Here is a 25,973-nt window from a genome sequence, read left to right as displayed (position 1 = left end):
CTTTATTCGGCAACCAGATTGGTGGCCACGGGCGTGCGATACGCCTTCAGCGCCGGGACAAGCCCCGCCGCCAACGCCAGCAGCACCACGGCGATCAAGTATATCCCCTCGTCGGCGCTGACAGCCAGCCAGTTGAAGCCTTCGCCGACCAGCCGTTGCAGATAGACCGATCCTGCCGCGCCGATCAGATGCCCGACGATGATCCCCAGTACGCCGCCGATCAGCCCGATCATCGCCGCCTCGACGCAGATCAGCGACAGAATCCTCCTCCGCGTCGCACCCAGCGCCCGCAGGATGGCGATTTCCTTTTTCCTGGCGGCGATGGAGTTGTAGATGCTGACCAGGATTCCCACCCCCGCCACGACGGTCACCAGCGTCGCGACGGCCTGGAGCATCCGCGAGCTGGGTTCCAGAAACGTTCGGAAGAACTCGCTCATCACCTGGGCGGGATTGACGGCGGCGGCGACGTTCTGATTGTTGATCTCCCACATCAGCCCCTGGACGTTGGCCCCACCGGGACGCGTCTTGACCAGAATCGCCGAGATCATCATCTGATCTTTGGGTATTCTCAGATCGATGGTGCCGTCGGGATTGAGCACGTAGTGCTCGTCGTGGCTGCCGTGGTCGTCCTCGCCGGGCGTGTGGAAGGCGCGATTATCGGGATCCTCTTCAGCCGGTGGCGCGTGCGCGGTTGTGGAAGCGCGGTGGCGATCCTGCGCATGATCCTCATCGGCTGCATGTTGTGTGGCCGGCACGGGCGAGCCGCGCTGCAACTGCGCGATCGCCTCCAGCGCCTGTTCGTGCTCCTGAATCGTGTAAAAGGTGGTCAAGGGAATGTAGATCACGCGATCGGCGGCGGTGAAGGTGGGCTTGAGCACGCCGACGACGGTCCAGGACTGTTCGTGCACGTCGGCGGTCCTTTGGGAGACGGGCGTACCGTGGGTGGCCTGGAAGGTTCCACCAACGTTCAGCCCCGTGAGCCGGGGAATGTCGGCGCCGATGACCGCCTCGAACTTGCGGGGATGGAACATCCGCCCGAAGGCGATCTGGTGGCGTTTTCCGGGGCGATACTCCATCGCGCTGTCGTCGGGCAGGGGGTTGCCCTGCTCGTCGTAGCCGAAGTATTGGGGAATGGTGGCGACAATCCGATGGCCCTGGTAGGTGTCGCCGACGGCAATGGGCACGGCGATCTTGACCATCGGGCGATACCTGCGATCGGTGATCAACTGCTCGTAGAGCCAGTAGGGAATGTTCCCCGGACTGCGGTCCAGATGATAGACGGTGTTGAGGGTGAGTTGAAGCGGCGAGCCTTTGGCGCCGATCAGCACATTAAAGCCGTAATCGGTCTGCCCGAACAGCTTGCCGGCGCCGCGCTGAAGGATCATGATCGCGATGGCCAGCGCCACGCCCAGCAGCACCGAGAGCATGGTCAGCCAGGTCGATAGCGCCCGCTGTCGCATCTGCTTGAGAACCAGTTGAAAGAAGTTCATGGTTGTCTTGCAGCGGCCGGCTGTGTGGTCTGCACCTGGTTAATCTGCGACAGCGAGACCACTCGCGGCAACTGCTGTGCGATCGTCAGGTCATGGCTGACCAGCAGCAGCGATGCGTTGACTTCGCCACAGAGCCTGCGGATCAGGTCCAGCACCTGCTGGGCGCTGTTGGCGTCCAGCGCTCCGGTGGGTTCATCGGCCAGCACGAGCCTGGGGCGATTGGCCAATGCCCTTGCCACCGCGACGCGCTGCTGCTGGCCCACCGACAGCCGATCGGGCTTGTAGTGCAGCCGATCCTTCAGTCCAACCTGTTCCAGCAGGTGCCTTGCCCAGGCCGGGTCGGGCCGGCGTCCCGTGAAGCTCATGCCGAGCTGCACGTTCTCCAGCGCCGTGAAGCCGGGCAGCAGATGATGCGTCTGGAAGATGTAGCCGATGTACCGCCCGCGGAACACGTCGCGCTGCGCCTCGGAAAGCTGCGCGATATCCACCTCGCCCGAGCCGTCGAAGCTGAAGCGGATCTGACCCTGATCGGGCGTGAGGATTCCGGCGATCAGGTGCAGCAGCGTGGTTTTGCCCGAGCCGCTGGAGCCGATCAACGCCACCTGCTCGCCGTCGGCGATGGCAAAATGCTCGATGTCGATGACCGGCACCGCCGATCCATCCGGCGCGACATACCGCTTGCGGAGGTTGTGCAGCTCAACGCTCACCGGATCGTAAGATGCGCCAGATGCAACAAAGTTGCAATAAGCCGATCACCCCGCGCTCAGCTTCTCGTGCAAAAATGCCCGCACCTTCTCCAGCGAGATCCGCTGCTGGGTCATCGTGTCGCGATCGCGGATCGTCACCGTACCGTCTTGCTTGGTCTGCCCGTCGATCGTCACGCAATATGGCGTGCCGACCTCGTCCATCCGCGCATATCGCTTGCCGACCGTCTGCTTGGCGTCGTATTCGCACATGAAGCTGGTCCGCAGGTCCAGGTACAGCTTCTCGGCGATCTCCGGCAGGCCGTCCTTGTTCACCAGCGGGAAAATCCCTGCCTTGATCGGCGCAAAACGCGGATGAAACTTCATGTACATCCGGCTGGGGCGGGATTCGTCCGGGGTGTACCCTTCGCACAACAGCACCAGCACCGCACGCGTCAGGCCGCTGGCCGGCTCGATCACATTGGGAATGTACCGGCTTCGAGTCCGGATCTCCTCTTCGCTGAGCCCCTGTTCCTTGAGCTTGAGCTGCAAATCCTGGTCGAAGTAATCCAGCCGCTGGCCGGAATACTGCTGATGCTGCGTGAGATCGAAACACCCGCGGTGGGCGATGCCCTCCAGCTCCCCGAAGTCCGGCGCGGTGAACGGATAACGGTACTCGATGTCCACCGTCATCTTCGAGTAGTGGCTCAGCTCGCTGGGCTCGTGATCCCGGAAACGCAGGTTCGATTCGCTGATGCCAAGCGACAGCCACCACTTCATCCGCTCGGCCTTCCAGAACTCAAACCACTTCTGCGCCTCGTCGGGGTGGCAGAACCACTCCATTTCCATCTGCTCGAACTCGCGGGAGCGGAAGATGAAGTTGCGCGGCGTGACCTCGTTCCTGAAGCTCTTTCCCACCTGCGCCACGCCGAAGGGAACCTTCACCCGGGTGGTGTCCAGGATGTTCTTGAAATTCAGGAAGATGCCCTGGGCCGTTTCCGGACGCAGATAAGCCTTGGATTCCTCGCTCTGAATCGCCCCGACGTAGGTGATGAACATCAGGTTGAATGCGCGGGGCTCGGTGAGCGTTCCGGGGGTCCTGGCGGCAGGCGCCACAATGTTGGCGTACTGCTCCAGCGGCAGCCTGGTCAGTGGAACGATGTCATATTCCGACGGATCGCGTCGGGCATCGCGCCTGATCTTCTTCTCAGCCACGTCCTGCTCATCCGGCAGGAAGGCATAGGCGTATCCCCTGCCGTCCCTGGGCACGAAGACCATCACGTGATCGGCGCGGTAGCGCTGCTTGGTTTCGCGATCGTCCACCATCGGATCGGTGAACGTGGAGGCGTGCCCCGACGCCACCCACGTCTTGGGGTTCTGGATGATCGCGCTGTCCAGCCCGACCATCTCCACAGGATGACCATCGGGCCCGATCGGTGGACACTCGACCATGTTCCGCCACCACCAGTCGCGGATATTGTTCTTCAACAGCGTTCCCAGCGGGCCGTAATCCCAGAAGCCGTTGATGCCCCCGTAGATCTCGCTGGCCGGATACACAAATCCCCGGCGTTTGCACAGGGCGACAATCTGATCCATGACGGCTTTGGCGCTGGTGGCTGGTTCGGACATAGCTGTTTCCATCGCGCCCGGTTGCGGACGGGCGCAGCAAAAATGACCAATGACCAATTCCGAATGACCCATCGATGCCCAGGCTCCAGTGACCAATGCGCAGTCGCCCGTTGGTCATTGGTCGGGAATCATTCAATGGTCATTGGGGCTTGGTCATTGGTCATTCGACTACGACGAGACCGGCCACGACGAGCAGGCGGGGCGCGCTTTACGTCGTCGCGGCCGAAGTACCTGCGCCGGGGGCACCCTGAGCGGCGGCGGCCTTGGCGGCGCGGGCGGCGTTGAGCCGTCGCGCCAGCCGGCTGCGCTTCCGGGCCGCGGCGTTCTTATGGATCGTGTGCTTGGCCGCCACCTTGTCCAGCCGACGCGCTACATTCCGCAGTTCCTGTTCGGCCTTGTTCAGGTCCCCGCTGCTCAGTGCGGCGGTAAAGGCCTTGATCTGACGCTTGATCAACTCTTTGCGGGCGCGATTGCGGGCGCGACGCTTGATGCTCTGCCGGATGCGTTTCTTGGCGGACAGTGAATGGGCCACGTTCGTCGTCTCCTCAGTCGGTTCAACTCGGTTTTCAGGGGCAGATATCCTAGGGATGCACGGGCAAATGTCCAGCCCGGATGTCACTGCGACTGCGGTTGCGGCTGCGTGGACGGGCCGCTGCGCAGCTTCTTGATCCGCGACTGAACATCCTTGTAGTTGAAATCCCACTGCGCGACCTGGCTGTACGCCTTGAGCGCCGCAGCCACTTCATTGGCCTGCTCCAGCGCGCGGGCATACCAGTAATACATCTCCTTGGAGCGCAGGTCCCCCTTGATCTGGTAGTCCTCGATCAGGCCGCGCAGCGTATCCACCGCTTCGTCGATGAATCCGGCCTCCAGGAACGACCGCCCGAGGTAGATCGTCGCGTCGGTGCGGATCTTGGGATCCTGTCGCGCCGTCTGGAACACCGGAATCGCCTCGCTGTATCGCTCCAGCAGAAACAGCCGGCGGGCCATTTCGTACTTGTAAGTCAGATCGGTTGGATACGCCTCGGCCCAGAGCGTGTACTCCTTCAGCTCTTCCTCGGTCTTGTCCCGGGCGAACTGTTTGTACTCCTCGATCAGGGCCTGATTCTGGCGGTCCTTGGCGATCTTCTCTCGCAACTGACGGTCCTGGCGATTGAGCTGATGCAGCTTGATCTTGCCCATCGCCAGCCGGAAGCGGAACTGACGCGTCCGCTCGTAGGCCGACTGGAGAATGTCCATCGCCCGGTTTTCGTTTTCCGGCTTTTCGCTTCTGACCAGCGCATCGACATACTTCATGATCTTGCCGGGCTCTTCGGGCTGGGCCTTCCACTCGGCCTCGGCCTCGGCGATTTGCCGGCTGATCACGTCGTCGCTGCGCACGTCCATGTCCTGCTCGAGCAGCCGCCGCTGCGCATCCATGTCCTTGATGCTCTCGCGGAAGCTCTTGGCCACGCCGTACATCCCCTCGGTCATGGTCTGCTGAGCGCCCAGGTCCTTCAGCTCCCGCGCCAGGTCCATATCGTCCGGACGCAGCATCGCCGCGTACTGGCAGGCATCGGCCGCCAGCTTCCACTGCCCGATCGCCTTGTATACGTCCTTGAGCGCGACGAACTTGTTGAAATCCGGCTTGGGGCTGTCGGCGTTGGCTTTCTGAAGGATCGGCCCGATCCACATCACCGTGTCCCAGAACCCCGCCCGCTGGGCGTTTTGTGCGATCGCCAGCATGTAGTCGGTATTGCCAGGGTCGTAGGCCAGCAGCCTCTCGGCGTTGAGCATGTTCTGCTTGTCGTCCTTGGTCGGCCGCAGCAGCTTCATCCGCTCGAACATTCCCAGAGGCTTGCCGCCACTGGCCTTGCGCTTCAACGAGATCTCGCGCAGCGCCTGGTGGGCCTCGATGGCATCCGGGTCGATCGCCAGGCCATCCAGGTACATGGCGATGGCGTAATCGTAGTTCCCCGTGGCCGCGACCGTAGCGCCGCGGTCGAAGAACGCCTTGGCCTTGCGACGTTCCTCTTCGGGGATATTGGTGTAACCCTGAGGGGTATCTGCCACTTTCGTCATTTCCTATCCATGGGCCGCAAGACTTGCGCTTGCAGCGGGAGTTGCAGGCGCACGTTGCGCAGCAAGTGGTTTAAGGGCAAGGCACTGTAAACGCAAGCCGTTGAACCTGTCAACAAGATGGTCTACTGTCTACTGGGCGATTGGCCCATATTACCGGCACACGCTGCATGCGCGTCACGGGCGATTTTAGGCGGCGAGCACCGGCCCGTCGCCTGTATCTTGCTTAACTGATGTTCGAACACTTGAGAATCATCAACTATCCTGACCCACGACTGAAAAAGGTCAGCCAGCCCGTCACCGAGTTTACTCCGGCGCTGAAGCAACTGGCCGCCCGCATGTTTGAGCTGATGGCCGAGGCTCGCGGGGTGGGGCTGGCTGCCCCGCAAGTCGGGCAAAACATCCGGCTGTTCGTCATGAACCCCACTGGCAAGCCTGACGATGCCAAGGTCTACGTCAACCCCGTCCTGAGCGACGTTGATGCCGCCCAGGAGACCGCCGAGGAAGGCTGCCTGAGCCTGCCCAACGTCAACGCTCAGATCACACGAATCCGCACCATCCTGATGCAGGCTCAGGATCTGGAGGGCAACACATTCCACGAAACTCAGAGTGGCTATATCGCCCGTATCTGGCAGCACGAGACCGACCACCTCAACGGAATCCTGATCATCGACCGCATGGGACTGGGCGATAAGCTCAAACATCGACGTGTCCTGCGCGAGTTGGAACAGGCCTGGGAACGCCAGCACCCCCAGGCCAGGAAGAAGCTGCCTCAGCGCTGAGCGTCTGGGCGCCCGATGGCCGCAAGCATTCTGCCCCCTATGGCTGACCCACTGAAGCTCATCTTCGCCGGCAGCGGGGAATTCGCCGTCCCCACGCTCCGGGCGCTTCTGGACAGCGGCCGACACCGGATCGTGCTGGTGGTCAGCCAGCCGGATCGTCCCGCCGGGCGTGGCCGGCGATTGACGCCCACGCCAGTGTCGCGGCTGGCGATCGAGCGGAATCTGCCGCTGCTGCGGACGGAAGACATCAACCGCGAGTCGCTGCCTCCGGCCGATCTGCTCATTGTCATCGCATTCGGACAGAAAATCGCGCCGCATCTGGTGGAACATCCCCGACTCGGGGCCATCAACCTTCATGGCTCGCTGCTGCCCAAGTTCCGCGGCGCCGCGCCGGTCAATGCCGCCATCCTCGCTGGCGAAAAAGTCACCGGCAACTCCGTCATCCGGCTGGTCCAGCGTATGGACGCCGGGCCAATCCTGGCCCAGTCGCAGCTCCCGATCGGCGAGCTGGAGACCGCCGGCGAATTGCACGACCGTCTGGCCGCCGACGGCGCACAGCTTGTGTTGGACACCATCGACAAGATCGCAGCCGGTCAGATCCGCGAGATCCCCCAGGACGAATCGCAGGCTTCGCGCGCGCCCAAGCTCAGCCGCGCCTCGGCCCGGATCGACTGGACCCACCCCGCCGAGCAGATCGCCCGACAGATACGTGGCATGTATCCCTGGCCCGGCTGTCATGTGCGACTGGAGGACGAATCTCCCGAGCGGCGCGAGATTGCCCGGCTCACGCTCGTGCGCGCCCGTCCGGTCGAAGGAAGCGGACAGCCCGGCGTGATCCTCCCGGGCGGCGCCGTGGCCGCGGGAAGTGGCGCCGTCGAGATCCTCGAAGTTCAACCCGAAGGCAAACGCCCGATGCCCCTGTCGGCCTTCCGTAACGGGCATCCCTGGCACGCGGGCATGCGGCTGGAATCGTGAAGCCGCCGGGCGCGGTCTGCCGATGCATCTTCTAAGCCATGCTCTGGATCAGCCTCATCGGCGGCATCTTCGGCGCCTGGACGATACTGTGCATCGTCGCCGCCGAACGACAACAGCGTCTGGCCGAACTGGAGCGGCGAAGGTTGGAGGCCGCCCGACTCCGCGCCGAAGCCCTTGCCGCCCGGCACCAGCCCAACACGCGCCGCACTTGAAATCTGCCGCCCGCGCGGGGACTCTTAGGCCATGAGCATCCGTGTGGGCATTGTCGGTGTGAGCGGCTATGGCGGTGGGGAAGTGCTTCGGCTCTGCGTCACGCACCCGGCGTTTCAGGTCGTCTACGTCGCGGGCGAAAGCTCTGCCGGCGTCAGGCTTGTCGAACGGTTTCCCGGCATCGGAAAACTCGGCGATCTGGTCATCCAGAAGTGGAATCCGGATGAGCTGCCGGAACTGGACCTGCTGTTCGTGTCGCTGCCCTCCGGAGAATCGCGCCAGGCTCTCGGCCGCGCGGCCAACCACCGTAGCGGAATGCGCATCGTGGACATCGGCGGCGATCACCGCTTCGTCGAAGGCTGGACCTACGGGCTGGCCGACGTCTGGCCCGGGCAGATCCGCAACGCCACGCGCGTGGCCAACCCGGGCTGCTATCCCGCGGCGTCGCTGGTGGCGCTGGCGCCGCTGCTGGCCGAAAAGCTGATCGACCCCGCCACCATCATCATCGACGCCAAGAGCGGCGTCAGCGGCGCCGGTCGCGGTGGCGGATCCACTTTCGGCTTTGCCGAGGTCAATGAGGACGTGTGCGCTTACGGGCTGCTCAAGCACGCTCATCTGCCGGAGATGAACCAGGCGATCTCGCGGCTGGCGGGCGGCGTGGCGGCGGCGATCACCTTCACGCCACACCTGATCCCCATGACCCGCGGCATCCTGGCCACCTGCTACGCCCGCAGCACAAACCCGGCCACGACCGAGCAATGCCTCGCCGCTGCCCGACGCTTCTACGCCGACCGTCCGTTCGTGCGCGTCACGGACAAGCCGCCGCACTCCAAGTGGGCCAGTGGCTCGAATCTGGCGTTCGTGTCATACGCCGCCGACCCGCAGCGAAATCTCGTGATTGCGCTTGGCGCGATCGACAACCTGGGCAAAGGCGCCGCCGGTCAGGCCGTGCAGAACGCCAACCTGATGACCGGCCAGCCCGAAACCGCCGGCCTTGAAGGCGCGCCACTGTGGCCTTGAAACAGGCGCAGCAACTGTGACTGCGGCGAATGCGCCCTGCAACTTCGGCGAAATCCCTGGCGCCCGCTGCGGCTGCCGGGCGGGCGATAAATCCTTGGCTCGGTCCGTCTCACGCCCCGGAACACGCTGATCGCCGAGGCCAAGACCCTCGCGATGGCCGCGTCACGTGCGGCCAAGCTCAAGGACCTGCTGGCCGGGCAGACCTTCACGCTGCCGACGGTGACACAGTGCCTCAAGCAATTTTTTTCAGGCTGCATGGCGAGTTATCGGTCATCAAACCGGTTTGTTGGTGCCGATGATTCCAATACCGTCCTTGCCCCGGGCGCCGCCGCGGGAGCCGGCGACGGATTGGCATGTGCAGTCTGAGCCTCGATGGCCGCGCGACGATCGCCCCCGGATACGACACAGCTTCCGGCGCCGATCTCCGCTCGCGCGATCTCGGCTTCGACTCCGTCCGCCTGCTGGCTTCGATTGCCATCGTCTGGGCCCATTCGCCCCGCTCCGATCAGATCATGTGGCTCCAGGTGCTGGGCGTGTTCGGGACCAGTTTCTTCGCGGCTGCGTCCGTCTACTTCCTGGCCCAGGGTCTGCGGCGCGACGCCGATCGCACGCTGGGGCGTTACGCCCTGAGCCGCGCCCGACGCCTTTACGTACCGTTTCTGGTCTGGAGCATCGTCTATCTGATCTTCCGCAACCTCTGCCGCGCGCTGATCACGCACAAACCAACGGTGCAGGTGACGGCGATGAACCTTCTGGCCGGCGGGGAGACCCATCTGTGGTTCCTGCCTTTCATCCTGATCGTGTGCCTGGTCGCGTTCCCACTGCTCAGATTTGCGCTGGCGCGTCCGCACCGCCCGGCGCCGATCGCGCTGGCATTCGCTGTCGGCGGGCTGCTGCTTGTTGTCCTGCCGCCTCCCCGATTCGCCCCGGAATCCGACACGGTCAACTTCTGGCGGTGCGCGTACTGGGCGATGCCCAGTGTGCTGTGGGGTCTGGCCATCGCATTGAGCGACGATGTGATTCGCCAACTGCGCGACGGCGCGCCGCGCACGACCCTGCTGGCCGCGGGTATCACCGTGACATGTCTGGCGCTTCTGGTAACCGACGGGCTGTCGATCTACGGCAAGAACATCGCGGGCGTGGCCTGCATGCTCGTGGCACTAAGCCTTCCCCGCGGCAACTGGCAGCGCAGCATCGCTCCGATCGCCACGCTGGGCTTCGGCGTCTACCTGGTGCATCCGCTGGTTCTGGGCGTGCTCCGCGCCGGCAGCCAGCTTGTTCACCTGCACCCGGGGCCGTGGCTGGACCTGACGCACTTTGCCCTGGCGGTCGGCTTCTCGCTGGCTCTTGCCCGGCTCATCCAGCAGACGCGGTGGCTGCGATGGCTGGTGCCCTGACGTCGCCACGCTGACTGCGGGTTGGTATCCACAACCCCGGCCCACTATAATCCCGCCGCGATGAACGAACCGCAGCAACGCCCGCCACACACGCTTGTGCCTCGCCAGCAACGCCCCGCCAAGCTCGCCCTTGAAGATGGCACCGTCTTCACCGGCCGGGCGTTCGGCGCATCGGGCACTGCCGAAGGGGAAGTGGTCTTCAACACGTCGATGACCGGCTATCAGGAGATTCTGACCGATCCCTCGTACAAAGGGCAGATCGTGACGATGACCTACCCGCTGATCGGCAACTGCGGGATCAATCGTGAAGACGTGGAGAGTCGCCAGCCTCATGTCGCCGGCTTCGTGGTCAAGGAGCTTTCGCCGATCGCATCCAACTGGCGGGCGGACATGACGCTGGAGGAATACCTGCGCAAGTACAACATCATCGGCATCGAAGGCATCGACACGCGTGCGCTGGTGCGGCGAATCCGCATCTGCGGCGCGATGCGCGGCGTGCTCTCGACCGAAATCATGGATGATGCCGAACTGGTCGATCGCGCACGACACGCCGCACAGATGCTCGGCGCCGACTGGGTCAAGGCCGTCAAGCCCGCCCACAGCTACCAGTGGGATGAAGATCAGGGCCCCTGGGACCTGGGCGAAGTGGTCCGCGGCGACGGGCTGCATGTCGTGGCCCTGGACTGCGGCGCCAAGCACAACATCCTGCGACACTTCGCCGAACGTGGCGTGAAGGTCACGGTGCTGCCCCCGGATACCACCGCCGAGGAGATCCTCAGGCACAATCCCGACGGGCTGTTCGTCAGCAACGGCCCCGGCGACCCGGCCGCGCTCGACTACGCCGTCAAGCCCCTGCTCGGCACCCTGGGAAAAGTCCCGACATTCGGAATCTGTCTTGGCCATCAACTGCTCGGCCGGGCGCTGGGGGCAAAGACCTACAAGCTGAAGTTCGGCCACCGCGGCGGCAATCAGCCGGTGAAGAACCTGGACACCGGGCGCGTCGAGATCACCAGCCAGAACCACGGCTTCGCCGTCGACCAGCAGTCGCTGGAGTCCAGCGGCGCCGTGGTGACGCACATCAACCTCAACGATGGCACCGTCGAGGGCTTCCGCCACACGACACTTCCCGTCTTCAGCGTACAATATCACCCCGAAGCCAGCCCCGGCCCGCACGATGCGGCCTATCTGTTCGACGCCTTCGTCGAGATGATGAAAACGAAAAAACCTCCCACTGCCGAGCGGCTCAAGCAGCTTCAATCCATGCGCGATCGCCTGATCCGAGCTGCCACGCCATGAATCCGGCGTCATGTGCGTGAACGGCGCCACATGCGGTCGGCGTCCTGCCCCGCCGTGCACGCATCCTTCATCCATGCCCCTTCCGCCTCTATACTGGCTCCCATGGCACTGCAAGTTGGAATTGTCGGCCTGCCTCTGGTAGGCAAAACCACCATCTTCAACGCCCTGACCAGCGGCCACGCGCACACCGCCGCCTTTACCAGTCGCGCGGACAAGCCCAATATCGGCGTTGCGCGCATTCCCGATCGGCGACTGCACATCCTCAACCAGTACATCCAGACCAAAAAGATCGTCCCGGCCACCCTCCAGATCGTCGATGTGCCCGGACTTGCCCGCGGCGCGTCCACCGGGCAGGGACTGGGCAACAAGTTCCTGGCCCACATTCGCGACATGGATGCGATCATCCACGTTGTACGCTGCTTCCAGTCCGATCAGGTGCCACATCCTGAAGGCTCGATCGACCCGGTCCGCGACATCGATGCCGTCGAAACCGAATTGATCCTGGCGGACCTGGAATCCGTCTCCAACTCCCTGGACCGCGCCCGACGTGCCGCACGCGGCGGAGAAAAGGAAGCCGTCGCCCGCGCCGAACTGCTCGAACAGGCCTATGAAAGACTGAATCAGGGCCGGCCGGTGCGGGAGCTTTCACTCACCCCCGAGCAGAGCAAACTCATCAAGAGCATGGGCCTGCTCACCGCCAAGAAGACGCTTTTCGTCGCCAATGTCGGCGAAGACGACGTGCAGGGCACCAGCGAGCAAGTGCAGGCGGCGCGAAGACGCGCCGAATCCGAAGGTGGGCTGCTCGTGCCCGTGTGCGGCAAGCTTGAAGCCGAGATCGCGCAACTGCCCGAATCCGATCGCGAGGAAATGCTCAAAGCCATGGGCCTGAGTGAACCGGCGCTGGCGGTGGTGGCACGGGCAGCGTACAAGCTGCTGGGGCTGCACAGCTTCCTCACCGCCGGCCCCGAGGAAATCCGCGCCTGGACGATCCCCATCGGCGCCAAGGCCCCCCAGGCCGCCGGCGCCGTCCACTCCGACCTGGAGAAAAGCTTCATCCGGGCTGAGGTCTATCAGGTGGAGGACCTGGTCCAGTACAAGAGCGAGCAGGCCATCCGCGCCGCCGGAAAGCTGCGACTGGAAGGTAAGGACTACGTCATCCAGGACGGCGACGTGGTGCACTTCCAGGCAGGTCTGGCGGGCCGGAGATAACGCGTTGCCGCGCGGGGAACTCCAGCTTCGACACCGCGCGGCGACTGTTTTTTCACGGATTTTCGTTGACAGGCCGCCCTTTAGCGATAATTTATCGACTCTATCAAGTGAAAGTCGTCGCCAGCACCTCTGAGTCTGCACCTTTAGCGAAGTGACCGAAACGGCTGCAACGGCGCGTTCCGCGCGGTTGCGTTGTGCGTGCACGGTTGCCACCGTGCCAAGATTGGTGCGCGCACATGTGGGTGTCCATCTCCAATTCTCATCGTCTTACCGGAAGGATCGATCTATGCGCAAGCATCGCCAGCCGAGCAGATCGTTCAGGGGGACATCCAGAATCGCCTCAGTGGCGGTCGTCGCGGCGGGCATGACAACCTGCATCCCCCTGTTGCAGGGACAGGACATCCGCCGCCGCGAGCTGTTCCCGGGCGAGCAGCCCAACTGGCAGGGCGTGAACAACCACGTGGACGGGAACAATTACGGCTTCAGCGCCACGAACTTCACGATCTTCACCAACGCCAGCGGAACCGTGGTCTTCAGCGGCCCGCCGGAGATCGGCGGCACCTTCGCCCGCTCCAACAGCCGCGGGTACTACGCCGATGTCAGGCATGTCGGGATCCTCACGCAGGACCACTTCATCCACGCCGACGGCGAAATGTTCTTCGGAAACGGCGCCACCGGGGACACCGACCACGTCATCGGTCACTTGAATCGCCAGACGCTGGCGGGTGGAAACTTCAACATCCTGGGGTTGGGCATCTTCGAGGACGGGGCCGCCGGCTTCCGCTTCACCGCCCAGCTCTATGGCGACGACGGGATCGACGTGCATGGGGTTCGCCAGAGCATCCCCAACGGCGTGTACAAATGGAGCTACGACTGGGATCCGAACACCGACACGCTTACGGCACGAATCCTGGACCCAAATGACGGAGTGACGGTGATCGCATCGGACTCCGTCAGCGGCGCGGGCAAGGTCTTCACACTCAACGCCTTCGGGTTCAACAGCGGGCTGAACAGCAACACCGACGCGACCAAGACCTACGACATCTACATCGACGCCGTCAATTACACCGTCTCGCCCCAGTGGAATCAGGACTTCAGCGGCAACTGGGATGCGGTGACCAACTGGGCCTACACGGCGGGCACCACCCCCCCGCCGGTGCCCAACGGCGTGGATGCAGTCGCCAACTTCTACTATGCGGCAAGCGCCCCGAGAACGATTGTCACGGATACCGCCAAGACTCTGGGAACCCTGCGGCTGGCCAACGCCAACTCCTATACGATTGGCGGCGCCGGCACGCTCACGATGGACGTGTCCAGCGGGCAGGCGCAGATCGTGGTCATCGAGGGCAGCCAGCGGATCAACCTGCCGCTGCGACTGAACGACAACACCACGGCGGACGTTTCCGGCGGCGCCACGCTCACGATCGCCGACCCGCTGACTCTGGTCGGCGGATCAACCCTGACCAAGACCGGCCCCGGGGCGATGGACATCACAGCGCCTGTCAGCTCATCAGTCTCGGCGGCGATGGTGGCACGGGGCGGGACCCTCAACGTGCATCAGGCGATCAGCTCCCGAATCAGCCTCGTCGCCGAAGGCGGCGCGATCAATCTCCACGCCACGCAGCGCCTCGCCGCGATTCATCTCACCGCCGGCGGGCAGCTCAGCCTCAGCGGCGGAACCGACAAGCTGCTGGCGGTCGGCGGGGACATCAACATCAGCGGCTCGGGACGCATCAACCTGAACGACAACCGCCTGATCGCGGCAAGCGCCGATCTGGCGGCGGTCAGCGCGAACATCAAGAACGCGCTGGACAATGACGGAGCCTACAACTGGCGCGGGGCGGGAATCGGCAGCGACCGGGCGGCCGAACTCAACTCCGCCGGCAGCTTCCTCTACGGGCTGGGCGTGATCCGAAACGATCTGGCGCAGGTTGGCGGCTCCGGCCCGGTCTACACCCTTTTTGCCGGGGAATCGCTGCGCGGAAATGAGATCCTCGTGAGCTTCACGTACATGGGCGATGCCGATCTTTCCGGGGTGATCGACGCGACTGATTACGGCCTCATTGACAACGGCTATGTGCAGCAACTGAGCGGCTGGATTCACGGAGACTTTGATTACTCCGGCGTGATCGACGCGACGGACTACGCGCTGATCGACAATGCCTATCTCCATCAGTCGGGCACGGCGGCGCAGGCGGCGATCGCGCGGCACAGCGAGCAGTTTGGCGGCGAGTACCTGGCGGCGCTGCGCGCCGTGCAGGCGGGAGTGATTCCCGAGCCAACCACGGTGGGGTTGATGGGCCTGGCGGGCTGGTCGCTGCGACGACCCCGGCGCTGTGCCCGGCGTCACACGCGCGCCGCGTCGCCGCTGCCGCTGCGGCGGCGAATCGGGGCAAGACTCCCCTCCCTGATCGCCGTCGCCAGCGGCGCGCTGGCCAGCGCCTTCGGCGCCGTCGCCTCGGCGCAGATCACCACCAAGACCGAGAACTTCAACACCGACCCGGGATGGGACGGGTTCAACAACCACTCGGCGGCGAACCTGGCGCTGACCGGCCCGCAGAACTATGGCTGGTCGCCGACCAACCACGTCGGCCTGGGCGCCGGCGAGGCCGGCGGGCAAATCTTCCGCGCCTCGGGCACCGGCATCGATTCCGGCACCTTCGGACCCAACTACGTGCCCTCCTACTACGGCGACAAGGTCGGCATGCTCGATATGACCACGCCTCTGAGCTTCTCGGGAACCGTCTGGTACGACGACCAGAACGGCGCCACGCAGTTCGGGTTCTTCAAGCACGATACGCTGGGCAGCGGCGGCGGGCCTCAGAACTTCATGGGATTCTTCATCGACGGCGGCCGGCCGGCGCCGGATGGTTCTGCGGGACTGGCAAGGTACATCGATGTGTGGGTCCAGATGTACAGCACCCGCCCCGGACAGAATCCCTGGGAAGAGGGCGATCGCAACAGGTTCATGCTCCTCAGCCGAATCCCCGACAACGCCGCCACCGCCGAAGGTGGCCCGGCCAATTACTCGTTCCAGTGGAACTGGGATCCCGTCGCCGGCAAGGCCACCGGGCACTTCGCCGGCACCAGCTTCGAGCTGTTCGCCAACAGTCTGAATCTCACGAACATCTACGACCGCTTCGGGTTCGGGGGAATCCCGGCCAATGGCAATCGGGTGCAGGCGTTTTTTGACAACCTGAGCTACTCGACGGCGTTTGTTCCGGCCGCGACCACCGAGTGGACCGGGGCGCGCGGCGGCGAATGGCTCAATTCCGGCAACTGGACGGCGCAGGCGCCCAACGGTGTCGGGGCCGAGGCGCATTTCCTCGGCGGCGCTACCGCACCGGTCAGCGTCTACACCGACAGCCCCGTCACGCTGGGAACCGCCCGATTCAATAACACCAACTCCTACGTGCTTACTGGAACCAGCCCGCTGACCATGAACGTCGCCAGCGGCACCGCGCTGATCGACGTGCAGGCCGGGACGCATCGGATCAATCTGCCCATCAGCTTCGCCGCCAACGGCAGCATCGCCGTCGCCAGCGGCGCGACGCTCACCATCTCCGACCCGCTCACCATCCAGGCCAACAGGACCGTAAGCAAAAGCGGCAACCTGCTGATCGAAGCCCCCCTGACCATCGAACCCGGCGGCGTGCTGAACCTGGGCAATGGCGTCAGCGCGCTCTACAAGGCCCCGACGCTCGGAACCGGCGCCAAGGTCAACATCACCGGCAGCGGCGTGAATGTCCTGGAGGGCAACCTCGCTACCGTCACCGCCCAGATCAAGACCGCTCTGGAAAACGGCGGGAACTTCGACTGGCAGGGTCCGGGCATCGGCTCGACTCGCGCCTTCCAGCAGAACCAGACCGCCGGCAGCTTTCTGTACGGGCTGGGCGTGGTGCTGAACGACCTGGCTCAGGTCGGTGGCAGCGGGCCGATCTACACGACCTTCAACGGCCAGAGCGTCGCCTCAGATGACGTGCTGGTGAAGTTCACCTACTTTGGCGACGCCGATCTGAGTGGCTCGATCGACGCCACCGACTACTCGCTGATCGACAACGGGTACGTCAACACGTTGAGCGGCTGGATCAACGGAGACTTCGACTACAGCGGCACGATCGACGCGACGGACTATGCCCTGATCGACAATGCGTACGTCAACCAGGCTGGTCCGCTCGCGGAAGCTCTGATCGCCGAGCACACCCGAATGTTTGGCGGCGAGTACCTGGCGGCGTTGCGGGCGATTCAGTCGGGCGTGATTCCCGAGCCGGCGTCGCTGGGTCTGCTGCTCGGTGTCGCTTGCTCACTGAGGCGGTCACGGCTCCGCCGCCAGTAGCAACGATCCAGACGCAAGATGACGAGTGACTGATTCCTTCTCCGCGTCAACATAGCTGCACCGGTACGGGCGAGTGCGGTACAATCCGCCCGTGCCGAAAATCAGCGCGGGATTGCTCATGTATCGCCGACGCCCCGAAGGCGTGCAGGTGCTGTTGGTGCATCCGGGAGGACCGTTCTGGCAGAACAAGGACGCGGGGGTCTGGTCGATTCCCAAGGGACTGGTTCGGCCGAACGAAGACCTGCTGGCGGCCGCCATACGGGAGTTCACCGAAGAAGTTGGCACGGAGCCGCGCGGCCCGTACATCCCGCTTTCGCCGGTCAAGCAGAGGAGCGGGAAGATCGTGCATGCCTGGGCCGTCGAGGGCGACTTGGACACCGCCTCGGTCAGGAGCAATACGTTCCACATGGAATGGCCGCCGAAGTCCGGAAAGCGCGTGGCCTTTCCCGAGATCGACCGCGCCGAGTTCTTCGATCTGGACGAAGCGCGAAGGCGGATCAACCCCGGGCAGGCGCCGCTGCTGGACGAGCTGACCCGACTGCTGCATACAAGCTAGCCCCAACCCATCGTGCCGCTGCCCGTTCGCCTGTCGTCGGCTTGACGCCGCCCTCTGGTGGATTTCGCCGGTTTGCCGATCTATAAACGATGGCCATGCGCATCGACGACCTTCTGGGCAAAGGCAAGCCGACTGTCTCGTTCGAGTTCTTTCCGCCGAAGACCGATGCGGGCTTTACCTCTCTGTTTCAAACGATCGACGAGTTGCGATCGATCCGGCCAAGCTATGTGTCGGTGACCTACGGCGCCGGCGGCTCGACGCGCGAGAAGACGGTGGCCCTGGTCGAGCGTATCCAGCGGGAGATCGGCATCCGCTCGATGGCTCACCTGACCTGCGTGGGACACACCAAAGACGAGATCGGGCGAATCCTGGACGAGCTGTGGTCGGCGGGAATCCGCAATGTGCTGGCGTTGCGGGGCGATCCGCCACAGGGGCAGGCCTGGTTCGTCCCCACGCCCGGAGGTTTCGAATACGCCGATCAGCTCGTCAGTTTCGTGGCCTCGCGACACGATTTCTGCATCGGCGTGGCCGGGTATCCCGAAGGGCACCCGCAGTGCCTCAACCGCACGCGCGACCTGGAGAATCTGAAGCGAAAGGTGGACAACGGCGGGCGATTCGTCATCACACAGCTCTTCTTCGACAACGCCGACTTTTACCGTTTCCGCGATGCGGCACGGTGGATGGGGATCAAGGTCCCCATCATCGCCGGCATCATGCCCATCCAGAACGTGAACCAGATCAAGCGTTTCGTTTCGATGTGCGGCGCCAAGATTCCCCACCCGCTGCTGCTGAAGCTGGAGAGCCTGGAACACGACCCCGAGGCCGTCGCCCAGGCCGGCATCGAATACGCCACCCGCCAGTGCCAGGACCTGCTGTTCCACGGCGTGGACGGAATCCATTTCTATACGCTGAACAAAAGCAAGGCGACAGTGCAGATCTGCCAGGCCCTGAATGTGCAGCACGCCGTATGAGCCGGCGAGTGATGGCTTTCGCGAGCGACATGAACCGACAGAACCCGGATCCTGCGGCTCGGTCGCGAACCCGAAAATCGGAGTCGAGCAGCCAGTTGAGGCTCGGCGTCTGGCGAAAGCTGCGCGGCGGCTTCCCTGTGGGCATATTCCGATAATCCCGCGCGCCTCCAGAGCGTGTTCTTTTTCCGCGGAAACCGCGGCGTGGCGGGGGAAACGCGGCATTCGCCCTGCTGAACGCCACGGATTCCCGTGTGAACGCGGCGTTTTCCCGTGTTTTCGTCCCGTTCACACGTGTTTTTGCCGCATTCTCGCGCGTTTTTGTTCCGTTCTCACGTGTTTTCGTCCCGTTCACACGTGTTTTTGCCGCGTTCACACGTGTTTTTGCCGCGTTTTCGCGTGTAAACGGCCCGTAAACACGGGAATCCGTCCCGCAAACGTGGGAATCCGCGTCGCTGACGTGCGGCAGCGCCGCGGGCTTTCAAGTCGGACTTGGTTCCCGTGGGACACTTCCGACTCATGGAACACGAGGACTTTTTTTGGTTAATCTGCTCGCATGAGCGAATGGAACAGGGGATGTCTTGGGTTTTTGTTTTCGATATTTGGTGGCCGGGCCGAATCGGGGGCGGCTATACAGACGTTGCCGAAGGTGCAGGTGAACCGCTATTTCGTCTCGAACGCCGAAGGCAATTTCTTTCGCGTGTTGAAGCACGTTGTCGGGCAGCGCGCTCACGTGCTGGCGCAGGTTTCGCTCCGTCAACTCGTCTGGTTCCCGGGCAATAACCAGAGCAATCCCGGGCGAGCGATCTGGCAGAACAAGGTTGCAGCGAAGGCCGTGGATTTCGTCGTGTGCGATCCGGCGACACTGCGGCCACTGGTCGTGATCGAGCTGGACGATTCAACACACTCCCGGCCGGACAGACAAACCCGCGACGCCGAGATCGAGGCCTTGCTCAGGGCCGCTGGACTGCCGCTGCTTCACGTGCGGACATCGCGGGCATACAACACGCAAGAGCTGTTCGAGTCGCTTCGTCCGTATCTGCCCAGCGCGGCACCCTGAGCCGGTGCCCCCTCCACAACAGCGTCGCGGCTTGCCCGGGTTGCACTCACGATGCACAGATGCACTGGCTGCCGGCGAGCATCTGCTTTCTGTTGACTGACGATCATCTGGCGATGAAAATAAGGGCATCAGGCTGCCTGGGGAGGCGACAGTGGCAGTTTTGATAGAAGGCATATCTGCGGTGATCCGGCTCAGTGCGCTGGAGAAGGCATTTCCCGGCGGTTGGGAAGAATTCGTGGCCACCGTGCCCAATCGCACGCTGTGCGCTGATGGGGAACTCGCCCGGGTCGGATTCATGATCCCTGCCGACATCAGGGAGTACGTCGAGGGACTCGAGGCCAGGGGGTTGGTGTTTCTTCTGAACGGTGCGGCCCAGGATATCGTCATTGTCGATCAACGCCGCGGGTTCACGACACGTTGCGACTGGGCCGAGTTCGGGCATGCCAACTTGGACGGTGATCCAAAGGTGCGTGTCGCGCTCTGCCGCCTCAAGGGCAGCAAAGTGAAGAGGGCGGCGATTCCCTTCGGTTGGAAGTTTGAAGAATCGCTAAGTTGCTGGCATCAATTCACACCGTCGGGTTGGGGGCGCGAGTTCTTGCAGTTTCTGCGGCACGAAGATGGCATTGACATATACCGAGATCTGACGACCGGCAAGACGCTCTACATTGGCCGGACATCCCGCAACCCCCAGCCATATTTTTGATGTCTGCTTCGTGGGGGGTTACGGCCGCGCGGCTGTCAAGAGGGGTCTTCGTCAGGCACGAAGTCGGCGGTCTTTGTGTCCAAAGCCGAAGGTGGGACTTGAACCCACAACCCCCGCTTTACGAAAGCGGTGCTCTGCCATTGAGCTACTCCGGCAATGCCCGGACAGGGGCACGATGCGGGACAAAAAGGATCCCAACGCACCGGGCACAGGAGAATAGCACCGCCGCCAGTGGCAGGCAAGTCGCCCGGTCGAGCCGTGGCGGGCAAGGTTTCGGCCACGAGCCGGAAGGTCTCGGCAACGAGCCGGCCTCGGCTACACCGCGTGATGCAGGTTCAGCGAGTGCAGGTGCCGGGTGAGGCGGCGAACCAGCTCGCGCACCGAATCGCGCCAGTCGTGGCGTCGGCTGCGGCAGTTGAAAGTGGCGGCGCCGCTGCGGTCGGCCACTATCGCGCGAACCTCATACGATCGTCCGATTCGCTGCATGCTGATGATCAGCACCAGCCCTCCCAGCCGCTGGCCAAGTCGCTGGACGCGGCGAAGCCAGGCCATCAGTTGTCGGCGTTGAGAGGGCTTGAGCAACACGTTTCCGGGTTCGAGCTTGATCATGCGGCATCTCCCGAAAGACTACAGGGCCTGCGCACGGTTGGCGTGATCCGGTGTTTCGTTGCTGCGTCTATGCTGCAATAAGGTATACGCGAAGGGAGCCAAAGTTTCGCCGGAGAAAATGGGATGCCAGCGTGTTGGCCGCCGCGGCCGCGCACGGCTGGACGGCGATGGGGATCGACGCTAAGTTGAGTACAGGAAAGGAGCACTCGCATGGCAAAGCCACGGCGCCGACGGAAGATCGGCAGCAAGAAGCGCAAGGCCCGCCGGGATCGTCGCAAGCGCTAGCCGCTGCGGGCGAGCCGGGCACTGGCACGGATTGAGCCGCGTGGTGGTATGCGTGCGGGAATCCGGCGGCCTGGCGGCTCGCCGCTCGTGGTTCGGTGTTTCGGCCGGGCGCTGCGCCGGGGGGATGTTTGTTCGCGCATGTCAGTTATGGCCGGCGCGCCACGAGCGGCGGGCGCCTTGCTGAGGCCCAAGGGCTGGCAGTGCGACTCGCGGTGTGCCATCCCCGCCATCTCGGCGTGTTCACAGACCGGAGGTCCCATGCAGCCTCAGCTTACCGAATGCGCCCGCAAGGCATTGGATCAGGCCCAGGCGGAGGCTCGGGCGCTCAACCAGGAGTTTGTCGGGACCGAACACATGGTGCTGGCATTGCTCAAGAGCCACGGCTGCCAGGTGTCGCGGGTGCTGAACATGCAGCGCATCGACCGTGAGGCGGTTCGGTCCGACATGCTGGCGGTGATGCCGTACTCCGAGACCGCGCCGGTGGTCACCGGCGCGTTGCCGATGTCGCCCAAGGCGCAGCGGGCGATCAATTCGGCGATCGTGCTGAGCCGCTCCCTGCATGAGCCGAAAGTCTCGACTCGGATCCTGCTGCTGGCGCTGCTGGAAGACAAAGGCTCGCCTTTCATCACTGCGCTGCGCGAATCCGGCGCGGATGTGGATGCCCTGATCGCCGCGCTGAGCGAAAAGCCGGCCGAACCGGAACCCTGATGTCGGATCACTTTGCCGATCGCCTGCTCGACGCCATCGCCCGCAAGGGCTCGCCGATCTGTGTCGGGATCGACCCGATTTATGAGATGCTTCCCGACGCGATCGCGGGCGACGCCACCCGGCGCGACCCCAACGATCTGGATGGCTGCATCGACGCCATCTTCGCCTTCACAACCAAGGTCCTTCAGATCGTCGCCCCGCTGGCGCCGTGCGTGAAGTTCCAGTCGGCCTACTTTGAGAAATATCTGTGGGAGGGTGTCGAGGCGTACTACGAGCTGATCCACGAGGCCAAACAGCTCGGCCTGATTGTGATCGGCGACGTGAAGCGCGGGGACATCGGATCAACCAGCGAGGCGTATGCGGCGGCGCATCTTGCGGACACGAGCTTCACCGAGCTGGAGGACACCGTCACGCCCGACGCAATCACGGTCAACCCGCTGTTGGGGCCGGATTCGCTGGAGCCGTTCATCGACGCCGCGCGCGAGTACAACAAGGGGTTGTTTGTGCTGGTCCGCACCAGCAATCCGGGATCGGCCGTGACGCAGGACGTAAAGCTGGCCGACGGACGCACGTGGTCGGAGATGCTGGCGGACGTGCTGGCTCCGATGGCCCAGGCGTGCGGCTGCGGGATCAGCGGCTTCAGCCGGCTGGGCGCGGTCGTGGGCGCCACCCAGGTGCAGACCATGTCCAGCCTGCGGGCGCGGCTGCCCAAATCCATCTTCCTGCTGCCCGGATACGGCACTCAGGGCGCCACCGCGCAGATGACCCGTGCCGCATTCATCGACGGCAAGGGAGCGATCGTCTCGGCCAGCAGAAGCATCCTTTACGCGCATCGCGACCCGAAGTATGCCGCCCTGGCGGCTCAGGGATGGGAACGCTGCGTCATCGAGGCGGTCAATCAGATGCGCGCCGACCTGGCGCAGATTCTCTGAAAACACAATCGACTGGCCGTAATTGATCTGGCGCGCAGCACTCGCGCCTGGATCACGCCGCCGGAGACTGCGTCTGCGGAGGTTGCTTTCCCGCCGCCAGCTCGAGCAGATGCTGCGCCTTTCGACGGTGGTGCAGGGCCAGCTCGGCATCTCCCAGCTTCGCGTACAGCGCCGCCAGATACCGATGGGCGATGGGCATGTTGGGCCGCATCGACACAGCGACGCCAATAGCCCTGGCGGCGCGGTCGTACCAACCCAGCCTGGACAGCGCCACGCCAAGCATGAAATGGGCGCGCGGGAAGTAGTGCATCAGACCGACGGCGCGAAGAAGATGCTCGGCGGCCTGTTCGTCGCGGCGCTGGTGCAGGGCGGCGATGCCCAGTCCGTAATGTGCCATCGCCGCATCGGCATCGATCTCGATGGCCCTGCGGAAGGCGCGCTCGGCGTCGTCCCAACGGCGTTGTCGGGCGTAGACGCTGCCGATCTGGATGTGCAGGTTGGGCAGTCGCGGCTCCGCCTGCTCGGCCAGCATCAGCCGCCGCAGCGCTTCGGCGCAGTTTCCTTCGGCCAGATCGATCGTTGCCAGCAAAAGCTGCATCTGCGCAGCATTGGCGCCGGGATTGGCAATGGAGTTGATCAGTTGTCTGGCCCGATCACGGCGATCCAGCAGCACGCAGCATTGGGCCAGCAGCAGCGTAAAGCGCACGTCCGCCGGGTCGTTGCCATGCAAATCTTCCAGGATGCTCGCCGCCTGTGCCACTCGCCCCGCCTCGATATGCACGCTGGCCAGGTTGTAACGCGCCTCGTTGATGACGCGGCGGATGACTTGCTGCCTGTCGGCGCCGGGATCTTGAATGTAGCCCAGGTCGATGAGCTGTCGGATCGCCGCCTGCTGCTCGAAAGGATCCACGCGCAGGTCCGGCGGATGCATCCCCGCCTCCCCGGGCACTCGATCCCAGCTTTCAACGTGGGTTACTTGCGGCGGTTGATCGAAACACTGCACCAGCACCTTGCCATCCATGTCGGAACCGACCCCGACTCCCAACAGCGTCAGGATCGTCGGCGCGATATCCAGGATCGTCGCTCCGTAGATGCGTTCGTCACGTCTGATCCCCGGACCACTGAGCACAAAAACCCCGTGGTGCCGGTGCCAGCCCTCCGGGCCAATGGGTCTGTCGGACGTTTCCACCGGGCGAAGGTGATCGCTCAAAAAGCCATGATCCGAAACGATCATGACCGTCGCATCCTCGCCGGCAAGCTGAAGCAGCCGCTGAAGCATCATGTCATGAAAGCGATAGATGCCACTGACGCAGCCTTTGTAGCGATCGAACAACTCCTGACGGATGTGCGGCATCTTCGGCGGGTGATACTTCATGAACGCGTGGCAGACGTGATCGATCGCCTCGTAGTACACGGCGGCGAAGTCCCACGGCTGATGCTCCAGCAACCAGGTAAACGCCGCGTGGGTACTGGCGCAGCGGGCAAGCACGGTGCGCAGCCCGGTGACCGGCGGTGTCTCATGCGGTTGCAGCTCGCCAATGGTCGGCACGAATGGCGCCAGGTGCGCCGCACCCAGCTCCTCCGGGTGCAGCCGCAGCTCGACAAGCTCCTCCGCAAGCCGCGACGGATGGATCCACCCCGGCGGCGGTGGCTCGGGATGCTCACACCGACCCTGCACCCGGGCAAAATGCTCCGAGACACACACTCCGGCAATCGGCTCGGCCGGGTGCGAGGCGTACCAGCCCACCACGTTCGAGGTCAGCCCATTCTGAGTAAGGATGTTCCAGATGGCCTTGGTCTTGCGCGAAGTGCTGGAGACCGGTTGCACGCCGCAGCCGTCGGGTCTGGGTTCCAAAAAGCCCAGGATGCCATGTTTGTCGGCGCGCTTGCCCGTGGCGATGGAGGTCCACAAAATCGGCGAGATCACCGGCTTGAGGGTCGCCAGGTTCCCCATCACCCCGTTTCTGATCAGCCCATCCAGGCTCGGCAGCAGCCCGGCCGACAGCATCGGCTCGATGATCTGCCAGTCGGCGGCGTCCCAGCCGATCAGCAACACTTTCTTTGCGAGGCGTGTGCCCATGGCAAGGCGGGCTTACCGCGGCAACGCGGCATGAGGCGGCAAGAATCAAACCACGGTTCGCTCGCAGGTCACCGCTGCAACTCCCGCAAGCGCCGCGTCGGGCGAATACCCGCCGCGCCCAGCGCCAGGAATCCCAGCGCCGTGGCGAGCGACGGCTCGGGAATCGCTCCGGTGGCGATGGGAGTGTTCGGCGAAGTCTCCCATGCAAAGTCGCGCAGCACGATCTGGTGATTCTGCGCCCGGGTGCCAATGTTCAATCTCGCCCAGCCGAAGTGGGTCTGATTGTCCGCCGCCGTGAAGCGGAAACCCATGAACCCGTTGGTCACCCCGCCAGACCATTGCACGCCCGGCAACGGGTATTGATCTGGTGGAGTTGCGTCGGAATAGGTGAAGAACGGATAGGCAAAGCCCGTGGGAGGCGGCGGAGAGATGAACGGGCCAGCCGGGCCGACGGTCACGCCCGCTCCCAGCCTGCTGACGTAGGCATAAGCGCCGTCGCCGGATTTGTTGCCCATCGCCGCCGCCGGTCGCGCCGCCGGCGTGTACAGAAATACCCCCTTGCCCTGTTCCTGCGGGTCGCTGAAGTTGACGTTGAAGATGTTCAGATCCCAGGCCGAGAGGATCGTGCCCTGCTGGGGATTGCTTGGAGGCGGGCGATCGGTCAGAAGCCCGTCCACATCGATGTAAATGCCCGAGGAGCGGGTTGCATCCACCGGCAAGTCGAGCAGGCCGCTGTACTGGATGGCCGCCTGCGCCTGCTCGCCGGCGGCGCTCAGTGCCGTCGCCGCCGCGCAAGCCAGCAGATGCCTGTCCACCCGCTTCTGAAGCGAGCCTGGAACATCAGCACGCCGGCGGTAACGCTGCGACTCGGAAGCTGCACCCACGTTCTGATCCATTGTTCAATCTCCTCTCCGTGGCGGAGGTCATCGCAGGAACGACTCGTTGCGAGCAGGCTTTGCAGAATCTATGCTTTTCCTGAGCATGGTC

General features: G+C 63.9%; 22 protein-coding genes and 1 tRNA gene. 14 read left to right on the top strand and 9 right to left on the bottom strand.

Going from position 1 to position 25,973, the window contains the following annotated elements:
* Positions 1–2 precede the first annotated feature (2 nt).
* From ACQS5P_RS17355 to ACQS5P_RS17335, 5 genes are all read right to left on the bottom strand, one after another.
* Positions 3–1,490: an ABC transporter permease gene (locus tag ACQS5P_RS17355; RefSeq protein ID WP_428937881.1), complete on the bottom strand. Its 1,488-nt coding sequence runs from the start codon at positions 1,488–1,490 to the stop codon at positions 3–5.
* Positions 1,487–2,197, bottom strand: a complete 711-nt coding sequence (locus ACQS5P_RS17350) for an ABC transporter ATP-binding protein (RefSeq protein WP_428937880.1) — start codon at positions 2,195–2,197, stop codon at positions 1,487–1,489. The genes ACQS5P_RS17355 and ACQS5P_RS17350 overlap by 4 nt, the downstream gene beginning before the upstream one ends.
* Before the next feature lie 45 nt (positions 2,198–2,242).
* Complete coding sequence (locus ACQS5P_RS17345) at positions 2,243–3,802, bottom strand: glycine--tRNA ligase (RefSeq protein ID WP_428937879.1); 1,560 nt, start codon at positions 3,800–3,802, stop codon at positions 2,243–2,245.
* Positions 3,803–4,010: 208 nt separating this feature from the next.
* Complete coding sequence (gene rpsT, locus ACQS5P_RS17340) at positions 4,011–4,334, bottom strand: 30S ribosomal protein S20 (RefSeq protein WP_428937878.1); 324 nt, start codon at positions 4,332–4,334, stop codon at positions 4,011–4,013.
* A gap of 83 nt (positions 4,335–4,417) precedes the next feature.
* Positions 4,418–5,863, bottom strand: a complete 1,446-nt coding sequence (locus ACQS5P_RS17335; RefSeq protein ID WP_428937877.1) for a hypothetical protein — start codon at positions 5,861–5,863, stop codon at positions 4,418–4,420.
* A 230-nt stretch (positions 5,864–6,093) separates the two neighbouring features.
* Here ACQS5P_RS17335 and def point away from each other — a divergent pair, with 230 nt between their 5' ends.
* From def to ACQS5P_RS17275, 12 genes are all read left to right on the top strand, one after another.
* Positions 6,094–6,642 (top strand): peptide deformylase, encoded by a 549-nt coding sequence (def, locus tag ACQS5P_RS17330; protein WP_428937876.1) that lies wholly within the window; start codon positions 6,094–6,096, stop codon positions 6,640–6,642.
* Positions 6,643–6,681: 39 nt separating this feature from the next.
* Positions 6,682–7,617, top strand: coding sequence for a methionyl-tRNA formyltransferase (gene fmt / locus ACQS5P_RS17325; protein WP_428937875.1), 936 nt, complete (start codon positions 6,682–6,684; stop codon positions 7,615–7,617).
* Positions 7,618–7,655: 38 nt separating this feature from the next.
* Positions 7,656–7,829 (top strand): hypothetical protein, encoded by a 174-nt coding sequence (locus ACQS5P_RS17320; RefSeq protein WP_428937874.1) that lies wholly within the window; start codon positions 7,656–7,658, stop codon positions 7,827–7,829.
* 31 nt (positions 7,830–7,860) lie between these two features.
* A complete protein-coding gene (gene argC / locus ACQS5P_RS17315; protein ID WP_428937873.1) occupies positions 7,861–8,847 on the top strand; it encodes an N-acetyl-gamma-glutamyl-phosphate reductase in 987 nt (328 codons plus the stop codon).
* A 353-nt stretch (positions 8,848–9,200) separates the two neighbouring features.
* The gene (locus ACQS5P_RS17310; protein ID WP_428937872.1) at positions 9,201–10,244 is read left to right on the top strand and encodes an acyltransferase; all 1,044 of its coding nucleotides are present in this window, start codon (positions 9,201–9,203) and stop codon (positions 10,242–10,244) included.
* 60 nt (positions 10,245–10,304) lie between these two features.
* Entirely contained in the window at positions 10,305–11,540 is a 1,236-nt protein-coding gene (gene carA, locus ACQS5P_RS17305; RefSeq protein ID WP_428937871.1) for a glutamine-hydrolyzing carbamoyl-phosphate synthase small subunit, read from the top strand.
* A gap of 102 nt (positions 11,541–11,642) precedes the next feature.
* Positions 11,643–12,749, top strand: a complete 1,107-nt coding sequence (gene ychF / locus ACQS5P_RS17300; RefSeq protein WP_428937870.1) for a redox-regulated ATPase YchF — start codon at positions 11,643–11,645, stop codon at positions 12,747–12,749.
* A gap of 286 nt (positions 12,750–13,035) precedes the next feature.
* A complete protein-coding gene (locus ACQS5P_RS17295; protein WP_428937869.1) occupies positions 13,036–17,085 on the top strand; it encodes a hypothetical protein in 4,050 nt (1,349 codons plus the stop codon).
* Between the two features lie 91 nt (positions 17,086–17,176).
* Positions 17,177–17,641, top strand: coding sequence for an NUDIX domain-containing protein (locus ACQS5P_RS17290; protein WP_428937868.1), 465 nt, complete (start codon positions 17,177–17,179; stop codon positions 17,639–17,641).
* Between the two features lie 95 nt (positions 17,642–17,736).
* The gene (gene metF, locus ACQS5P_RS17285; RefSeq protein ID WP_428937867.1) at positions 17,737–18,612 is read left to right on the top strand and encodes a methylenetetrahydrofolate reductase [NAD(P)H]; all 876 of its coding nucleotides are present in this window, start codon (positions 17,737–17,739) and stop codon (positions 18,610–18,612) included.
* A gap of 553 nt (positions 18,613–19,165) precedes the next feature.
* Positions 19,166–19,669: a DUF2726 domain-containing protein gene (locus ACQS5P_RS17280; protein ID WP_428937866.1), complete on the top strand. Its 504-nt coding sequence runs from the start codon at positions 19,166–19,168 to the stop codon at positions 19,667–19,669.
* Between the two features lie 181 nt (positions 19,670–19,850).
* Positions 19,851–20,372, top strand: coding sequence for a hypothetical protein (locus tag ACQS5P_RS17275; RefSeq protein WP_428937865.1), 522 nt, complete (start codon positions 19,851–19,853; stop codon positions 20,370–20,372).
* A gap of 83 nt (positions 20,373–20,455) precedes the next feature.
* Here the strand turns inward: ACQS5P_RS17275 and ACQS5P_RS17270 are convergent.
* Both ACQS5P_RS17270 and ACQS5P_RS17265 read right to left on the bottom strand, forming a co-directional pair.
* A tRNA-Thr gene (locus ACQS5P_RS17270) sits at positions 20,456–20,527 on the bottom strand.
* Positions 20,528–20,687: 160 nt separating this feature from the next.
* Positions 20,688–20,981 (bottom strand): hypothetical protein, encoded by a 294-nt coding sequence (locus tag ACQS5P_RS17265; protein ID WP_428937864.1) that lies wholly within the window; start codon positions 20,979–20,981, stop codon positions 20,688–20,690.
* 543 nt (positions 20,982–21,524) lie between these two features.
* Here ACQS5P_RS17265 and ACQS5P_RS17260 point away from each other — a divergent pair.
* Both ACQS5P_RS17260 and pyrF read left to right on the top strand, forming a co-directional pair.
* A complete protein-coding gene (locus ACQS5P_RS17260; protein ID WP_428937863.1) occupies positions 21,525–21,974 on the top strand; it encodes a Clp protease N-terminal domain-containing protein in 450 nt (149 codons plus the stop codon).
* Complete coding sequence (pyrF, locus tag ACQS5P_RS17255) at positions 21,974–22,906, top strand: orotidine-5'-phosphate decarboxylase (RefSeq protein WP_428937862.1); 933 nt, start codon at positions 21,974–21,976, stop codon at positions 22,904–22,906. The genes ACQS5P_RS17260 and pyrF overlap by 1 nt, the downstream gene beginning before the upstream one ends.
* A gap of 52 nt (positions 22,907–22,958) precedes the next feature.
* Here the strand turns inward: pyrF and ACQS5P_RS17250 are convergent, their stop codons facing one another.
* A complete protein-coding gene (locus tag ACQS5P_RS17250; RefSeq protein ID WP_428937861.1) occupies positions 22,959–24,986 on the bottom strand; it encodes an alkaline phosphatase family protein in 2,028 nt (675 codons plus the stop codon).
* Positions 24,987–25,054: 68 nt separating this feature from the next.
* Complete coding sequence (locus ACQS5P_RS17245) at positions 25,055–25,882, bottom strand: hypothetical protein (protein WP_428937860.1); 828 nt, start codon at positions 25,880–25,882, stop codon at positions 25,055–25,057.
* Between the last annotated feature and the right edge of the window lie 91 nt (positions 25,883–25,973).

Source organism: Fontivita pretiosa, assembly GCF_050410795.1.
Lineage (GTDB): Bacteria > Planctomycetota > Phycisphaerae > Tepidisphaerales > Tepidisphaeraceae > Fontivita > Fontivita pretiosa.
This window is presented reverse-complemented; position numbering and strand designations above follow the sequence as displayed.